Here is a 16,055-nt window from a genome sequence, read left to right as displayed (position 1 = left end):
TGGGACCGATTCTCGGAAGCGCTGGTGAAAATCGGGTGAGCAACCGCCGTGGTAGGCTGTAGCGCGGTTGGCGACGGGGAATCGGGGCGCGCGATGGCCACGATCATGTGGGTGGAAGACCAGTCGCACTGGGTCGATCGTTTCCGCCCGGTCCTGGAGGCGGCGGAACTCGACGACGAGCCGACGCGGCTGCAGGTATTCCGGCTCGCCGAGGCCGCCTGCCAGTTCGTGCGCACGGCCAACGAGTCCCAGCGACCCGACCTCGCGCTGCTCGACGCCAACATGAAGGGCGACACCGGCGCCGGGTTCTCGGTATCGCGCGCCCTGCAGCGCAAATGGCCGGACGTGCCCATCCTGTACCTGTCGGAATACAGCGGCACCGATGTCGAGCAGGAGGCGCTCGAGTCCACCTGGGCGCAGGACTTCATTGCCAAGCATCAACGCAACATCGAATCCGTGCTCTGCTGGCGCATCCGCGCCACCCTGCGCCAGGCCCGGCTGGGCGCCGCCGGGCAGACGGACAGCGACGACCTGCTCAAAAGCGGTGACCTGACCATCGACACCGCGAGCTGGACGATCTACTGGCGCGGCACGAAGCTCATGAACCCGGCCGACAGCCGCCGCCCGCTGGCGCCGACGCCACGGAAGATCCTGCGCTACCTGGTGGAATCGTCACCCCGCCCGGTATCCACCAACCGCATGGCCGAACTGCTCGACGCCGACCCCGACCGCTTCACCTGGGGCGGCTACCGCCAGCACGTGCGCATCCTGCGCCGCGCATTCGACCAGGCGATGCCCGGCGAGGGTCGCTTCACGGCGCTGTGCAAGACCGATCAGGGCATCGTCGCCTTCGGCGACGAGATGGCGTACTGCTGGAAACCGGTCCGGAGCGACACATGAGCGACGAAGGCGACAAGCGTCAGCGGCGCGGCGATCCGGTCGCCTTCCCATGGTTCGCCCTGTTGCTGGGACTGGCGGCCATCGCGTTTGTCCTCATCGCGACCGATCCACGGCTGGCGTCGTTCTATGCGCTCCCCGATTTCCTGCAGGGCCGGGAGGCGCACTATGGCGTGGTGGCCGTCCTGGTGCTGCTCGCCGGCCTCGACGTGCGCCGGGTCCGCCGCCGACACGAAACGCAGCGTACTGAACTGCAACAGCGCCAGGCGCAGATCGACGATCTGTGGGCGCGCAACAAGCAGCTCCAGCTGAAGGCACACACGTATTCCGAGCACGCCGATAAACTCAAGCTGTTCATCAGCGACAAGCTGCTCGAATACATCGAGTACGACGAGAAGTTCCTGCACTTCAAGGGCATCGCCGCCGAGGTCCGCCACAACGGCGTCATCAGCTTCGACAAGGTGCAAACCGCTCTCCAGCGCCAACTCACCGCCACGGACCCGGCGTCAGGATCAGACACGGCCACCGGCACCGCGGAGACCGACCCGCAGGCCGCACTCGATGCCCTGCACTACCTCTGGGATCTGCTTGATCTCTCCACCGCCGAGAACCTGACGCTGCATATCGGCAACCTGATGTGCGAATGCGAGGAGCAGTACTGCCAGCGCCTGCTCGACAGCGATCAGGCGCGCACCCTGCCGGACGAGCCCGCCTACCCGCCACAGCGCGCCGCCTGGCGCGCACTGGCGATGGTGCGCGAGGAACCGTTGCCGGCACTCGACCCGGATACGCCCTACAGCCTGGATGATGGCCGCATCCATGCCCGCCTCGAGCGCTGCGGGGAACTGCTGGGCAAGGAGAATCACCTCGTCCTCCTGCTGGAGAACCTGCTGCGCAATGCCCAGTTCTACGCCGCCAAGCGCGGCTACAGTTCGCAGTTCGCGCCGATCGCGCTGACGCTGTCGGAAGAAGACGGCGATGTCTGTCTGCGGGTCTATAACCGCGGGCCGCACGTGCGGGAAGAGGACCTCCCCAACCTGTTCCAGCTCGGTTACAGCACCCGCCGCAAGCGCGAGCATCATGGCCGCGGCCTCGGGCTCTATTTCGTCAACGAGATCGTGAAGGGTTACGAGGGGCGGATCACGGTCCACAACATCGACCATCCGCGTTATCGATACACGCTCCGGATGAGCCTGCTGAACGGTAAGGAGCTCATCGAATCGGTGGAGACCGTCAACGAGAACGGGCGAACCCGCTGCCGCAGCGCCGAAGGCGACACCGTGCGCAGCCGCGAGTGGACCAATCCGTCCCCCGTGACCCACATCGTGATCGAGTCCGATGACGGCACGGGAAGCGTCGTGCTCGACGAATTCAGCGCCCGCGGCACCCAGGATTTCCACGACCCGGCCCACCCCGAGCGCCCGCACTGGCGTCTGCGCTATCGCCCGAAGCGCAACGCCCACCGGCTCGAATTCATGCCACTCGACATCACCGGCGTCGAGTTCGAGGTGCGCCTGCCGACGGCACAGAAGCGTGTAGACAACGCCGGTGCCGTCATCGAGACGGATACCATCGACGGCGATATCGACCCGCCCTGACGCGGAAGCCTGGCGGCAGGCGCCCCCGGCTGCGGATGCTGACAGCACCCCGGCGAGTCGCGCCGAGGCCATTGCCCAAGCCTCCCGGGATCGCCGGCGGCTACTGCAGTTCGACCACCCGATCCGTGGTTGGCAGGGCGGTGGTGTCGTGGGCCAGCAGCAGCGCGGTCCGGCCGCGCAGCCAGGGTTTCAGGCGCGCGGCCACCTCCGCCGCCGTGGCCGCATCCAGCCCCGCCAGCGGCTCATCCAGCACGACCACGGATGCATCGCGCAACACGATCCGGGCAAGCGCCAGCCGCCGCGCCTGACCACCGGAGAGACGCACACCGCTCTCCCCCACCCAGGTGTCGAGCCCCCGATCGAGTCCCTCGACGAAATCCGCGAGGGCGACCACTTCGAGTGCGTACCACAGGGCGCGGTCATCGGCCTCGGGGCGCGCGAGGAGCAGATTGGCGGCGATCGTATCCGCGAAAATCTCGTTGCGTTGCGTGGCATAACTCACGCGCGCCTGGACGGTCGCCTGCGCCAGTGCGGGCAGCGCGGTGTCGCCCAGACGGACCTCGCCGCGCAGGGGATCGAGCAGGCGCACGGCCAGATCGGCCAGGGTCGATTTGCCGCAGCCCGACGGACCGACCACAGCGACATGCTCGCCCTCGGCGAGGTGGAGCGAAAAGTCGCGCAGGATCGGCTCCGGCGCTTCACCGCGCCCGGCATCCACGTGATCGAACGTCAGCTCATTGGTTTCGGGGGGCGGCGCCGGCGCGTGCGGCTCGCGGATCGTTGGCTCGACCGCCCCCTGAGAATTGAGACGACGCGCGGCGGCGCGCGCCCGCCCCAGCTGGAGCAGACCGCCGGGTACCGGTGCGAGGCCTTCAAGCAACGCCAGCACGGCGAGCGGCATCAGGACCGCCAGCGGCCCGCTGAGCGTCTCGGTCGTATACAGCGACAGCCCGAGGAAGAGCGCCAGCGCCATCACCAGGTGGACCACCAGCCCCATGCCGGCCTCGCCCACGGCCGCGAGCCCCGCGGCGCGCTGCTGCTCCGCGACCAGCGCACGGTCGCTGCGTTCGATCGCGGCCTGCTGGCGATTGACCACGCCGAAGGCGCGCAGTTCGGCGAGACCGCGCACCAGGTCGACGATCTGCGTCCGTGCCGACTCGGTGCGCCGGGCGACGCGTTCGCCGATACCGGTTCCCGGCCAGGCGACCGCCACGGTCACCACGCCCGCCCCGACGAACAGCACGGCGCCGACCGCGAGTCCGGCCGCTGGCGCGATCAGCGCCAGCAGTCCGGCAACGCCGAGGACCGCGAGCACGGCGGCGGCCGGCGGCGCGAGGCAACGCAGATAGAGGCTGTCCAGGGCGTCGATATCGGCCGTCAGGCGGTTGAGTACCAGGGCATTGCGGAAGCGAGCCAGTGCCGCCGGATCGAGTACCGTCAGGCGGGCGAATACGCGCTGGCGCAGATCGGCGAGCAGTCGCAGGACGGTGTCGTGATTCTGTACGCGCTCGATGTAACGGGCCGCCGTGCGGCCGAGGGCGAAGAAGCGGATGCCGGCGCCGGGTATATAGATATCGAGCTGCGCCTGGATCCCGGCAGCCAGCGCGAGCGCCGTCACGCCGGTTGCCGTGATGAACCACCCGGAGAGTGCGAGCAGACCGACGCCGGCGGCGATCGTGGCGAAGACAAGCACACTGCCCAGCAGCATGCGGCCGCGATACGTGGCCAGCAGGCGTAGATAGGGGCGGAGTTCGATCATCGCGCGACCTCGCGCACCACACCGGCATCGATCTCGATCACCCGATCCACCATCGCCCGGACCGCGTCGTGATGGCTGGCGACGATCAGGGTACGGCCCTCGGCGGCGAGGTGCCGCAGCGCGTTCAGCACCATCCGTTCGCTGGCGGTATCGAGGCTGGCGGTCGGCTCATCGAGCAGCAGCAGCGGCGCCTGCGCCAGGAACGCACGGGCCACGGCGATGCGCTGCCCCTGCCCGCCGGACAGTCCGAGACCACCTTCACCGATCGCGGTCTCCAGGCCATCCGGCAGGTTGTCGGTAAACGCCGTTACACCGGCCTGTTCGGCCGCCGCGCGGACGGCGGTGCCGGTCGCCGCCGGCCGCGCCAGCGCGATATTGGCGGCGATAGTGCCACTCATCAGAAAGGGCCGTTGCCCCACCCAGGCGACCGGGCCGATCCGGCCTGCGGGTTCGCCGTCGATGCGGATTTCACCCCGATCGGGTTGCACGAAGCCGGCGAGCAGTTGCAGCAGGGTCGATTTGCCGGAACCGGACGGTCCGATGAGGGCGACGCGCTCGCCCGCGGCGATATCCAGGTGGGCACCGCGGAACACCGGGCCGCGCTCCGGCCACGCGAAGTGGAGATCGGCGATCGAGATCGCAACGGCCGCCCGTTCGGTTTCGATGGTTACGCCGTGATCGTGCGGCCCTGGCCGTTCGAGCAGGCTGCGGAGGCCGCTCGCCGCGCCGAGTGCCGCGGCGCGATCATGGTAGGTCTGGGCGAGCGTGCGCAGCGGCTGGAAGAAATCCGGTGCCAGCAGCAACAGGAACAGGCCCGAGAAGAGCGTCAGCTCGGGGGCGTTGCCGAATTCGATGTACCCCAGCAGGCCGAAGCCGATGTAGATCGCGATACTGGCGATCGCGACCGAGGCGAAGAATTCCAGCACGGCCGACGACAGGAAGGCGACGCGCAGCGTGCGCATATTGCGCCGCCGATATTCGTCCGCCATGGCGCCCACTTCCGCGACCGCATCCTGACCCCGGCCGAACAGGCGCAGTGTCGACAAACCGCGTACGCGGTCGAGGAAATGACTGGCGAGGCGATTGACCGTCTCGAACTGCTCGCGGTTGAGGTGCTCCGCACCCATGCCGACGAGCGCCATGAATAGCGGGATCAGCGGCGCTGCCAGGATCAGCAGCAGGGCGACGATCCAGTCCTGGGTCAGCGCGACGGCGGCGATCGCGAGCGGTACGCCCATGGCGACCACCAGCTGGGGACGGTAGCGCGCGAAGTAGCCGTCGATCGCGTCAACCTGCTCCATGGTGCGCTGGGCAAGGTCGGCACTGTGCTCCCCCGCGAGATGGGCCGGCCCCAGTGCCGCGATGCGCTCGAGCAGCGCCGCGCGCAACCGCCGTCGGATCCGCGCCGCGGCGGCGATCCCGGCGGCCTGCTGCCCCCAGTGGCTCATCGCACGCGCGGCGACGACACCGACCAGCCCCCCGAAAAGCGGGAGAAGCTCGCCGATCGGGGCCTCGGCGACAATGACCCGGTGCACGATCAACGCGATGAGCCCCGCCTGCATGATGACCAGCAAGCCGGTGACCAGACCGGCCCCCGCCGCCAGCGCGAGGAGTCCGCGCTGCTGCCGGGACAGTTCCTGCAGCCAGCGCGCGTGCCCACGCATGCCGTGGTCGCTCATACCGCTCCCGGTCAGCCGAGGATGGCGCGTTCAGTGTGGCGTTCGATCTTAAAGGGGCGCCGTGGACCCACACCGCCGTAATGAACGGCGGGAATAAGCGATGGCTGCCGGATGCCCGTGCCCGGGCGCTGCGTCCCGGTGCCCGTGCCTGACGCGCCCCCGACGATCGGGAACGCTGCAGGTCGGGCTTCCAGCCCGACAGATCAGGGGCTCACGAGTGTCGGGCTGTAAGAGTCTGTGTAACCCCGAACTGCAGGACTTCCAGGCAGCAGAGGTTACCTAGTGGTACCCCGAATCCGGCGTCACCTTGCCCCGGAAGACCCAGTATGTCCACGCGGTATACGCCAGGATCACCGGAGTCACGAACAGCACGCCGATCAGCAGGAACAGCTGCGAGCCGGGATCGGAGGCCGCGTCCCACAGGGTGTGGTCGGGCGGCACGATGTAGGGCAGCTTGCTCACCAGCAGGCCGAGGTAGGCGCAGATGAAGATGCCCATCGTCGTGACGAAGGGGGTGATCTCCTCGCGCTTCTGGACCGCCCGATACTGGATCCATGCCAGCAGCACCGCACCGGCGGGCAGCACCCACAACACGTGCAGCTGACCGAACCAGCGCTGGGCGACGAACTCATCGACCAGCGGCGTCCAGATGCTGATGATCACGAAGATCGCCATAACGGCGGCCAGCAGTCTCGGTGCCAGCCGGTAGGCCCACTCCTGGGTCTGGCCCTCGGTCTTCATGATCGTCCAGGTCGCACCCAGCAGCGCGTAACCGGCAACGAGGCCGATCCCGGTGACGACGGTGAACGGCGTGAGCCAGTCCAGCGCGCCGCCGACGTAGACGAAGCCCTCGGTCTCGAAGCCCTGGATATACGTACCGACCACGGCGCCCTGGGCGAACGAGGCGACCAGCGAGCCGCCGAAAAACGACCAGTTCCAGAGGTAGCGCGACTGGTTCGCCTTGAAACGGAACTCGAAGGCGATGCCGCGGAAGATGAGCCCGGCCAGCATCAGGAACACGCCGATATACAGCGCGGGCAGGAATACCGTGTAGACCAGCGGGAACGCGCCGAGCAGGCCCGCACCGCCCAGGATGAGCCAGGTCTCGTTGCCGTCCCAGACCGGTGCGACCGAGTTCATCATCATGTCGCGGGAGGTTTCGCTCGGCGCGAACGGGAACAGGATCCCGACGCCGAGGTCGAACCCGTCCATCAGGATGTACATGATGACGCCGAAGCCGATAATGGCGGCCCAGATCAGAGTCAGATCGATCAGTTCCATCGTCTTTTACCTCGCCGTCGCCGGAGCGCCACTGTCGCCTTCGAGCGGAACGTCGGCCGCAGAGAACGGGCGCTTGGCGCGATGGTGTTCCGGATGCTCGTCATGGGCCTCGACCTCTTCCATACCGGTACGCACGATGCGCACCAGATAGTAGAGCCCGGCGGCGAACACGACGCTGTAGACCACGATAAAGCCGATCAGCGTGAACAGCGCCATGCCACCCGTCAGTGACGGCGTCAGGCCCTCGGCCTGGGTCATCAGGCCATAGACCAGCCACGGCGCGCGGCCGATCTCGGTCACGAACCAGCCGGCCAGCACGGCGATGAACGGTGCCGGGATCATCGCGACCAGCACGCGCTTGAACAGCGGCTGGTCGTAGAGCCGACCGCGGAAACGCAGCCACGCCCCCCAGAGCCCGACGCCGATCATCAACAGGCCGATGCCGACCATCACACGGAACGACCAGAACGTGGGACCCACTGGGGGCCGCTCATCGGCCGGCACGTCCTTGAGACCGGGGACGACTCCGTCGACGTCGTGCTTGAGGATAATGCTGGCCAGGTACGGGATACCGATTTCCAGATGATTGGTCTCGTCCGCGGAGTCGGGGATCGCGAACAGGATCAGCGGGGCCCCGGCCTTGGACTCCCAGTGCCCCTCCATCGCGGCCAGCTTGGTCGGCTGCTCCTCGAGCGTATTCAGCCCATGGAGGTCACCGATGACCGCCTGCAGCGGCGCGATGAACAGGATCAGCCACATGCACATGGAGAGCGCGCGTTTATTCAGGTCGACCTCACGGCCCTTGAGCAGGTACCACGCGCTGACGCCGGCCACCACGAAGGCGCCGGTCAGGAACGAGGCCACCACCATGTGCGAGAAGCGATACGGGAACGAGCTGTTGAAGATCGCCTCGCCCCAGGAGGTCATCTGGAACATCCCGTTCTGCAGCTCGACACCGGCCGGCGTCTGCATCCACGAGTTGGCGGACAGGATCCAGAAGGACGAGATCAGGGTCCCGACCGCGACCATGATGGCCGAGAACAGATGGACGCCTTTCGGGACCTTGTCGCGACCGAACAGAAGAACGCCGAGGAAGGTCGCTTCCAGGAAGAATGCGGTCACGACCTCGTAGCTCAGCACCGGCCCGAGGAAATTCGCCGACGCGTAGGCGAAATTGCTCCAGTTCGTGCCGAACTGGAAGGCCATGACGATGCCGGAGACCACGCCCATGCCGAAGACGACGGCAAAGACCTTGGTCCAGAACTTCGAAAGCCGCTCCCACTCGGGGTTGCCCGTGCGGAAGAGCAGGCCCTCGAGCACCGCGATATAGGCCGCCAGCCCGATCGTGAATACCGGGAAGATGGCGTGGAAGGAAATCACGAACGCGAACTGGATTCGCGAGAGCAGCAGTGGATCGAGTTCCATCGGACTACCTCAGGCAGATGAGCCGGTCATCGACGCGGAGCCGCTCGGCTTCGCACGCGCAGGAGAATCCCGGCGCCCCGCGGGTCTCGCGCCGCCCCATGATACGCATGAGCGTGATCGCGTCTTGATCCTGATCAAATCCCGCGGTTTTCACGGTCGCGCCGCATCTCACTGTTCGCACATTCGGCGCGCATGGATCCAGGCCCCATCCATGTCGCTCCAAGGGGCTTCACGCCGCCCCCGCCGCGCCATGAGTCCGGACTGCCGCGGGCGAAAGTGCGGGCCGTATCCCTGCCCTGCACTGTACATGATCGCCGCCACGCGATCACAACGCCCGCCAGCTCACGCCGCATTCGTCGGCGCTGGCGGCGTCGCCGGGGAAGTGCGGGGCACTACTGGTCGACTGGCCGCTACCGTCGGGCGCGGGTCCGGGAGTCCTGCAAGCGATCCGGGAGGATATTGTTTCAGCCGAGGGCCGGTACCTGTGCCGTGACGGATGCTGGCCGGGAAATTCGCGCCCACCTCATGCTGTCGCCGAATTCTCATGGGCCATTAGCGTACGATCATGGGCAGGTGAAGCTATTCCGGGTAGATCGGCGTGCGCAATGAGAAACGGAACCGGCGGCAACGCTGGCGTCTGGCCAAGATCGAGGAAGAGCGTCAGAACCGATCGAGTCGGAAACTGGCGGCACAGGAAGCGGATGTGGCGACCGACCTCGCCGATCCCTGTCCCGGCCTCATCACGGCACACCATGGTGGAAAGGTCGAAGTCCGCGGCGAAGGCGGGCGGCATTATCGCTGTCACCTCCGAGCCAGTCTCGATCAACTGGTCGTCGGCGATCACGTGAGCTGGCAATCGGCGCGGAACGAGGGTGACGGCGTCGTCGTGGCGCTGGACCCGCGTACCAACGTGATCCGGCGACCGGACCGGTACGGCAGGCTGAAACCGGTTGCCGCCAACCTTGATCGGCTTTTCCTCGTGTTTGCTCCATTGCCGATACCGTCCAGCGAGTTTCTGGATCGCTATCTGGTGGCCGCGGAACTCAGTGGCGTGCCGCCCTGCCTGATTCTCAACAAGGCCGACCTGATCGATGACAAGGCACGCCCGCGCCTGGACGAACTGTGTGCCATCTACCGGCACATCGGTTATCCGGTCATCGAGGTCTCGGCGACCGAGGGCACGGGTATCGCGCAGCTGAAAGAACAACTCGCCGGGCGCACCAGCGCCCTGGTCGGGCCATCCGGCGTCGGCAAATCCTCGCTGATGAACGCCCTGCTCCCCGATGCCGGCGCCAAAACCGGTGCGTTATGGGCCCAATCGGGTACCGGGCGCAATACCACCCGGGCTTCGCAGCTGCTCGGTTTACCGAACGGCGGCGACCTGATCGATTCACCGGGCATTCGCGAGTTCGGCCTGTGGAACGTCGACAAGGAGGAACTGCTGCGCGGTTACATCGAGCTGCAACCGCTGGTGGGGCAATGTCGCTTCCGCAACTGCTCACACCAGCATGAGCCGGGCTGTGCGCTCCTGGCGGCAGTGGATCGCGGCGCCATCAGCAAAGAGCGCCTGACCAACTTCGAGCGGCTTGCCGCCGCGCAGGGCGAGATGCGCCGGACAGGGCGCTGGCAGCGCAACGACGACTGAGCGGGCGCAGCTGGCGGCAGGGATCTGGAACGAGTCGTCCAGCGACTATGGCGCGGTGCGGGTGCATGCGCGCATTCGCCTTCGGCGAAGACGCGCCTACGAACCCCGGATGGACCGTAGGCGCGTTTTCGCGAAGCGAACGCGCGCACCTTTGCTGACCATCATTCCGACCGCCGTTCCGCCAGGAATCCCTTCAGCACGCGCGCAGTCTCGCTTTTGCGTTTCGTCTTCACGACCTTCTCGGGCGGGCCTTCCGCCACGACCTTGCCGCCGGCGTCACCGCCTTCCGGTCCCAGGTCGATCAGCCAGTCCGCCTCGGCGATGACGTCGAGGTTGTGCTCGATGAGGATGACGCTGTGGCCGGCGTCGACGAGCCGGTGGAGGACGCGGATCAGGCGTTCGACGTCCGCCATGTGCAGGCCGACCGTGGGCTCGTCGAGGATGTAGAGCGTGTGCGGCTGTTTCTGCCGCTTGAGGTCCGGGCGCGCCTTGGCGAGTTCGGTGACCAGCTTGATGCGCTGGGCCTCGCCGCCGGAGAGCGTCGGGCTCGGCTGGCCCAGGGTGAGGTAACCGAGGCCGACCGCGCGCATGAGTTCCAGGGCGTGGTGGATCTTCGGATGGGCGCTGAAGAAGTCGACCGCCTCGTCGACGCTCATCTTCAGCACCTCGCCGATATGCCTGCCGCTGTAGGTCACCGCCAGCGTCTCCGGCGTGAAGCGGTCGCCATTGCAGACCTCGCAGGGCACCGAGACGTCGGGCAGGAAGTTCATCTCCAGGCGCTTGTAACCCTGGCCGTCGCAGCCGGGGCAGCGGCCGTCTTTCGTGTTGAACGAGAAGCGGCCCGCCTCGTAGCCGCGCAGGCGCGCCTCTTCCGTGCGCGCGAACAGCTTGCGGATGTCGTCCCAGAAGCCGATGTAGGTGGCGGGACACGAGCGGGGCGTTTTGCCGATGGGCGTCTGGTCGACTTCCAGCACGCGGTCCAGTTCCTTCCAGCCCTCGATGGCCTCGCAGCCCAGCGGTTTCGGCTTGCGGCCCTTGCGCTGGGCGGTGAGGCGGCGGAGGTTGTCGTGCAGCACACCGCGCACCAGCGAGCTCTTGCCGGAGCCGGACACGCCGGTGACGCAGACCAGGCGTTCGAGCGGCACGGTGACGTCGATGTGCTGCAGGTTGTGCAGGTCGGCGCCGCGCACGGTGACCGCCTGCTCGGGTGCGTCGGTGCGCCGGTTCTCCAGCAGCGGGTGGCGGATGGGATCGGCGAGCGCCCGGCCGGTCGTCGAGTCCGGGTTGGCGACGAGTTCGTCCACGGTGCCCTCGGCCACCACGCGGCCGCCGTTTACGCCCGCGCCGGGGCCGAGATCGATGACATGCTCGGCGCGGCGGATGGTCTCCTCGTCGTGCTCGACCACGAGGATGGTGTTGCCCTTGCCGCGCAGCCGGTCGAGCGTGTCCAGCAGCATCCGGTTGTCGCGCGGATGCAGGCCGATCGTGGGCTCATCCAGCACGTAGCAGACGCCCTGCAGATTGGAGCCGAGCTGGGCGGCGATGCGGATGCGCTGTGCCTCGCCACCGGAGAGCGTCGGCGCGGCGCGGTCCAGGCTCAGGTAGTCGAGGCCGACCTGCTGCAGGAAGTCCAGCCGGGCGCGGATCTCGGGGAGGATGTCGCGGGCGATCTCCGCGTCGCGCCCCTTGAGATTCAGTTTGCGGAAGAGCTTCTCCGCCTGGGTGACGGACAGCTCGGTGTAGTCGGCGATCGACCAGTCGCGGAAACGCACGGCGAGCGCATCGGGATTGAGGCGGCGGCCATTGCAGGCGCGGCAGGTGCGCGGCTCGCCGTCCTCTTCCTCCTCCAGCCACGCGTTCTCTTCGCCCGTCTGTTCCTCATCGAAACCGGCGATCGCGAGGCCCGTGCCGAAGCACTTCCCGCACCAGCCGTGCTTGGAGTTGTACGAGAACAGGCGCGGATCCAGTTCCGGGAAGCTGCGGCCACAGCACGGGCAGGCGCGCTCGGTGGAGAGGATGGTCTCGTCCTTCGACGTAACGAGTTTCATCGTGCCCTGCCCGAACTCGAGCGCCTGCGCGATCAGCGCGTCGAGTTCGTCCTCCATGCCCGCGTTGACCTTGAGCGTGCCCACGGGCAGATCGATGTCGTGCTCGTGGTGGCGGGCGAGGCGCGGCCAGTTGTCGGTGGGCTGGTATTCGCCATCGACCCGCAACGTCGCGAAGCCTTTCTTCCCGGCCCAGGTCGCGAGATCCGTGTAATAACCCTTGCGTGCGACCACCATCGGCGCGAGCAGGGTCGCCTTGCGGTTGCGCGCGTCCCGCATGATGCGCGCGCGGATCGCCTCCGGCGTCTGTTCCTGAATGGGCACGTCGCACTCGGGGCAGTACTGCGTCCCGAGCTTCACGAACAGCAGGCGCAGGAAGTGATAAACCTCGGTCATCGTGGCGACGGTGGACTTGCGTCCGCCGCGGCTCGTGCGCTGCTCGATGGCGACCGTGGGCGGGATGCCGAACACCGCGTCGACATCCGGGCGCGAGGCGGGCTGGACGAACTGCCGGGCGTAGGCGTTGAGCGATTCCAGGTAGCGGCGCTGGCCCTCGTTGAAGACGATATCGAAGGCCACGGTCGACTTGCCGGAACCGGACAGGCCCGTGAGCACCGTGAGCCGATCACGCGGGATGCGGATGTCCGCGTTCTTCAGGTTGTGCTCGCGGGCGTGGTGGATGGCGATGGCATCGGGCAGCGCGGCCGGCGTGCCGCCATCCGCCACCGCCTGCGCCTCACGCATCTGCAGGGCGGCGACACGGGACTCGTCACCCAGGTCGTCGTCGGCGGGGATACCGAGGTACGCCCGCAGTGCGCGGCCGGTGTGGCTGCGCGGCTCGGCCATGATCGCCTGCGGCGAACCCGCGGCGATCAGTTCGCCACCGGCATCCCCGCCTTCCGGGCCGAGGTCGATGATCCAGTCGGCCGCCGCCATCACGTCCTCGTTGTGCTCGATCACCACCAGCGAGTGGCCGGCGTCGAGCAGGCGGCGGAACGCCTGCAGCAGCGTCGCGACGTCGTCCATGTGCAGGCCGGTGGTCGGCTCGTCGAAGATGAACAGCAGCGACTCGCCGCGGCGGCCGCCCGCCTTGGCCAGATGGCCGGCGAGCTTGAGCCGCTGCGCCTCGCCGCCGGAGAGCGTGGGCACCGGCTGGCCAAGGGCCATGTAGCCGAGGCCCACCGCCTGCAGCGGCTCCAGCCCGCGCAGCACGTCCGGGTAGTCGGCGAAGAACTGGACCGCCTGGCTCACCGTCATCTCCAGCACCTCGGCGATCGAGCGCGGCCCGGTGTCGCAGCCGATCGACGGCGCGAGCGTGACCTCCAGGATCTCCGGGCGGAAGCGGCGGCCGTCGCAGTCCGGGCAGCGCAGGTAGACGTCCGAGAGGAACTGCATCTCGACGTGCTCGAATCCATTGCCACCGCAGGTGGGGCAGCGCCCGTTGCCGGCGTTGAAGCTGAACGTGCCGAGCGTGTAACCGCGCGCCTTCGCCTCGGGCTGCGCCGCGAAGACCTTGCGGATGACATCGAAGGCGCCAACGTAGCTGGCCGGCGTGGACCGGGTCGTGCGACCGATGGCGGACTGGTCGATGAGCACGACATCGTCGATGTGCTCGTACCCCGAGATCGCCTTGTGGGCGCCCGGCACCTCGCGCGGATGCCCCTTGAGCTCGCTGAGCGCGCGATAGAGCACATCTTCCATAAGCGTGGACTTGCCGGAACCGCTGACGCCGGTGATGACCACCATGCGCTGCAGCGGCAGATCCACGTCGATGCGCTTGAGATTGTGCTCGGCGGCGCCGCGGATGCGCAGGCACTCGCTGGCCTTCGGCGCGCTCGCCGTCCCCTGCTCCGGCACGGCGTCGTGTTCGACCACCCGGCGCCGGCCGGTAAGGTAGTCCGCCGTCAGCGAGTGTTCGGACTGCAGCAGCTCGCCCGGCGAGCCCTGGAAGACGATCTCGCCGCCGCGCTCACCCGGCCCCGGGCCGATGTCGATCACCTGGTCGGCGGCGTGCATCACCTTCGGATCGTGCTCGACCACCAGCAGCGAGTTGCCGGCGTCACGCAGGCGATGCATGACGCCGATGATGCGGTCCATATCGCGTGGGTGCAGGCCGATGCTCGGCTCGTCGAGCACGAACAGCGTATTCACCAGCGAGGTGCCGAGCGCCGTGGTGAGATTGATGCGCTGGACCTCGCCGCCGGAGAGCGTGCGCGACTGGCGGTCCAGGGTCAGGTAGGCCAAGCCGACGTCGACGAGGTAATCGGTGCGCGCCCGAATCGCGTCCAGCAGCAGATCGGAAGCGGCGTCCAGCGGCGCGGGGAGGTGCAGGCGCTGGAACAGTTCGCGCACGCGGCCGAGGGGCAGGCCCATGATGTCGGCGATGTTGAGCCCGGGCTGCGCTCGGAGCCGCGCGCGGGAGAACGCCGCGCCGGTCGGCATGAAGCGCTCCTTCGGCGCGAGGACGGCGTCGGCGTCTTCCTTCGTCCCGACCCGCCACTGCAGCGACTCGGATTTCAGGCGCGCGCCGCGGCAGCTCGGGCACTCGTCGTAGGAGCGGTAGCGCGACAGCAGCACGCGCACGTGCATCTTGTAGGAGCGCGATTCGAGCCAGTCGAAGAAGCGCTGGACGCCGTACCAGCCACCGCGCGTCGAGGACCAGCTCCAGTCGTCATCGCCCTGGATGACCCAGTCCCGGTCCGCCTGCGGCAGATCCTTCCAGGCGATGTCCGTCGCCACGCCCGCGCGCCGTGCATGGCTGATGAGGTCGCGCTGGCAGCCGGCATACGTCTCCGTCTGCCACGGCTTGATGGCGCCACCATCCAGCGACTTGTGCTCGTCCGGGATGACGAGGCGGTAGTCGATACCCATCACGCGTCCGAAGCCGCGGCATTCGCCACAGGCACCCATGGGCGAGTTGAACGAGAACGAGTTGGGAATCGGGTCGCTGTAGTCGCGGTCGCAGTCCGGGCAGTGCAGGCCCTCCGAGAACCGCCAGTGGTCGGTCGGTTCGCGGTCGTCGTCCAGCGGGAAGACGCTCACCCGCCCCTGGCCGGCACCCAAGGCGCCCTCCACCGCTTCCGTGATCCGATCGCGGTTGTCCGCCACCAGGCGCACCCGGTCGCGCGTGACCCGCAGCACGTTGCCGTCCACGGTCTCGACCCGCGTGAAGCCCTGGCGGTCGAGTTCCGCGCGCACCTTGTCCTCGGCGACGTCGCCCGTGAGCGGCACGTCGAACGCGATCACGGCGCGCGCGCTTTCACCGCGGTCGAGCAGATCGGCGACGATGTCGTCGGCGCTGTCGCGGCGCACCTCGCGGCCGCAGCCCTGGCAGTAGAGCCGCGCCGCGCGCGCGAACAGGAGCTTCAGATGATCGTTGAGCTCCGTCATCGTGCCCACGGTCGAGCGCGAGTTCTTGACCGGGTTGGTCTGGTCGATGGCGATCGACGGCGGGATGCCCTCGATGGAGTCGACCGCCGGCTTGTCCATGCGGTCGAGGAACTGGCGGGCGTAGGGCGAAAACGTCTCGACGTAGCGGCGCTGGCCCTCGGCGTAGACGGTATCGAACGCCAGCGAGGACTTGCCCGAGCCGCTGGGCCCGGTGATGACGGTCAGCGCACCCAGCGACAGATCGACGTCCAGGTTCTTCAGATTGTTCTGGCGCGCGCCGCGCAGGCGGATGATCTCGTGCGTCATGGGTGCTGTCCGCGAGGGGTAGGCAAGGAT

Annotated in this window: 8 protein-coding genes; 3 read left to right on the top strand and 5 right to left on the bottom strand. The window is 67.8% G+C overall.

The window, feature by feature from the left end; all coding sequences use genetic code 11:
* Positions 1–93 precede the first annotated feature (93 nt).
* Both A0W70_RS04525 and A0W70_RS04520 read left to right on the top strand, forming a co-directional pair.
* Positions 94–900 (top strand): response regulator transcription factor, encoded by an 807-nt coding sequence (locus A0W70_RS04525; protein WP_067560916.1) that lies wholly within the window; start codon positions 94–96, stop codon positions 898–900.
* Positions 897–2,495, top strand: a complete 1,599-nt coding sequence (locus A0W70_RS04520; protein ID WP_067560914.1) for an ATP-binding protein — start codon at positions 897–899, stop codon at positions 2,493–2,495. The genes A0W70_RS04525 and A0W70_RS04520 overlap by 4 nt, the downstream gene beginning before the upstream one ends.
* A gap of 100 nt (positions 2,496–2,595) precedes the next feature.
* Here A0W70_RS04520 and cydC read toward each other — a convergent pair whose 3' ends face one another.
* From cydC to A0W70_RS04500, 4 genes are all read right to left on the bottom strand, one after another.
* Complete coding sequence (cydC, locus tag A0W70_RS04515) at positions 2,596–4,254, bottom strand: thiol reductant ABC exporter subunit CydC (RefSeq protein WP_067560912.1); 1,659 nt, start codon at positions 4,252–4,254, stop codon at positions 2,596–2,598.
* Positions 4,251–5,933: a thiol reductant ABC exporter subunit CydD gene (cydD, locus tag A0W70_RS04510; RefSeq protein ID WP_067560909.1), complete on the bottom strand. Its 1,683-nt coding sequence runs from the start codon at positions 5,931–5,933 to the stop codon at positions 4,251–4,253. Before cydD ends, cydC begins: the two co-directional genes overlap by 4 nt.
* Positions 5,934–6,212: 279 nt before the next feature.
* Positions 6,213–7,214 carry a cytochrome d ubiquinol oxidase subunit II gene (cydB, locus tag A0W70_RS04505; RefSeq protein ID WP_067560907.1) on the bottom strand — a complete coding sequence of 334 codons (1,002 nt, stop codon included), beginning with the start codon at positions 7,212–7,214 and terminating at the stop codon, positions 6,213–6,215.
* Positions 7,215–7,220: 6 nt separating this feature from the next.
* The gene (locus tag A0W70_RS04500) at positions 7,221–8,639 is read right to left on the bottom strand and encodes a cytochrome ubiquinol oxidase subunit I (RefSeq protein ID WP_067560905.1); all 1,419 of its coding nucleotides are present in this window, start codon (positions 8,637–8,639) and stop codon (positions 7,221–7,223) included.
* A 598-nt stretch (positions 8,640–9,237) separates the two neighbouring features.
* On the opposite strand from A0W70_RS04500, the gene rsgA reads away from it, so the two are divergent.
* Positions 9,238–10,284, top strand: coding sequence for a small ribosomal subunit biogenesis GTPase RsgA (gene rsgA, locus A0W70_RS04495; protein WP_067560903.1), 1,047 nt, complete (start codon positions 9,238–9,240; stop codon positions 10,282–10,284).
* Between the two features lie 161 nt (positions 10,285–10,445).
* Here rsgA and uvrA read toward each other — a convergent pair whose 3' ends face one another.
* Positions 10,446–16,025: an excinuclease ABC subunit UvrA gene (uvrA, locus tag A0W70_RS04490; protein ID WP_067560901.1), complete on the bottom strand. Its 5,580-nt coding sequence runs from the start codon at positions 16,023–16,025 to the stop codon at positions 10,446–10,448.
* Between the last annotated feature and the right edge of the window lie 30 nt (positions 16,026–16,055).

This window comes from Halofilum ochraceum (assembly GCF_001614315.2).
Lineage (GTDB): Bacteria > Pseudomonadota > Gammaproteobacteria > XJ16 > Halofilaceae > Halofilum > Halofilum ochraceum.
The sequence above is the reverse complement of the archived record's forward strand: the minus strand, read 5'-3'. Positions and strand labels throughout refer to the sequence as shown.

Coding starts and splice junctions, on each gene's coding strand:
- A0W70_RS04500 (WP_067560905.1), bottom strand. CDS start 8,639: ATGGAACTCGATCCACTGCTGCTCTCGCGAATCCAGTTCGCGTTCGTG.
- cydC (WP_067560912.1), bottom strand. CDS start 4,254: ATGATCGAACTCCGCCCCTATCTACGCCTGCTGGCCACGTATCGCGGC.
- uvrA (WP_067560901.1), bottom strand. CDS start 16,025: ATGACGCACGAGATCATCCGCCTGCGCGGCGCGCGCCAGAACAATCTG.
- cydD (WP_067560909.1), bottom strand. CDS start 5,933: ATGAGCGACCACGGCATGCGTGGGCACGCGCGCTGGCTGCAGGAACTG.
- cydB (WP_067560907.1), bottom strand. CDS start 7,214: ATGGAACTGATCGATCTGACTCTGATCTGGGCCGCCATTATCGGCTTC.
- A0W70_RS04525 (WP_067560916.1), top strand. CDS start 94: ATGGCCACGATCATGTGGGTGGAAGACCAGTCGCACTGGGTCGATCGT.
- A0W70_RS04520 (WP_067560914.1), top strand. CDS start 897: ATGAGCGACGAAGGCGACAAGCGTCAGCGGCGCGGCGATCCGGTCGCC.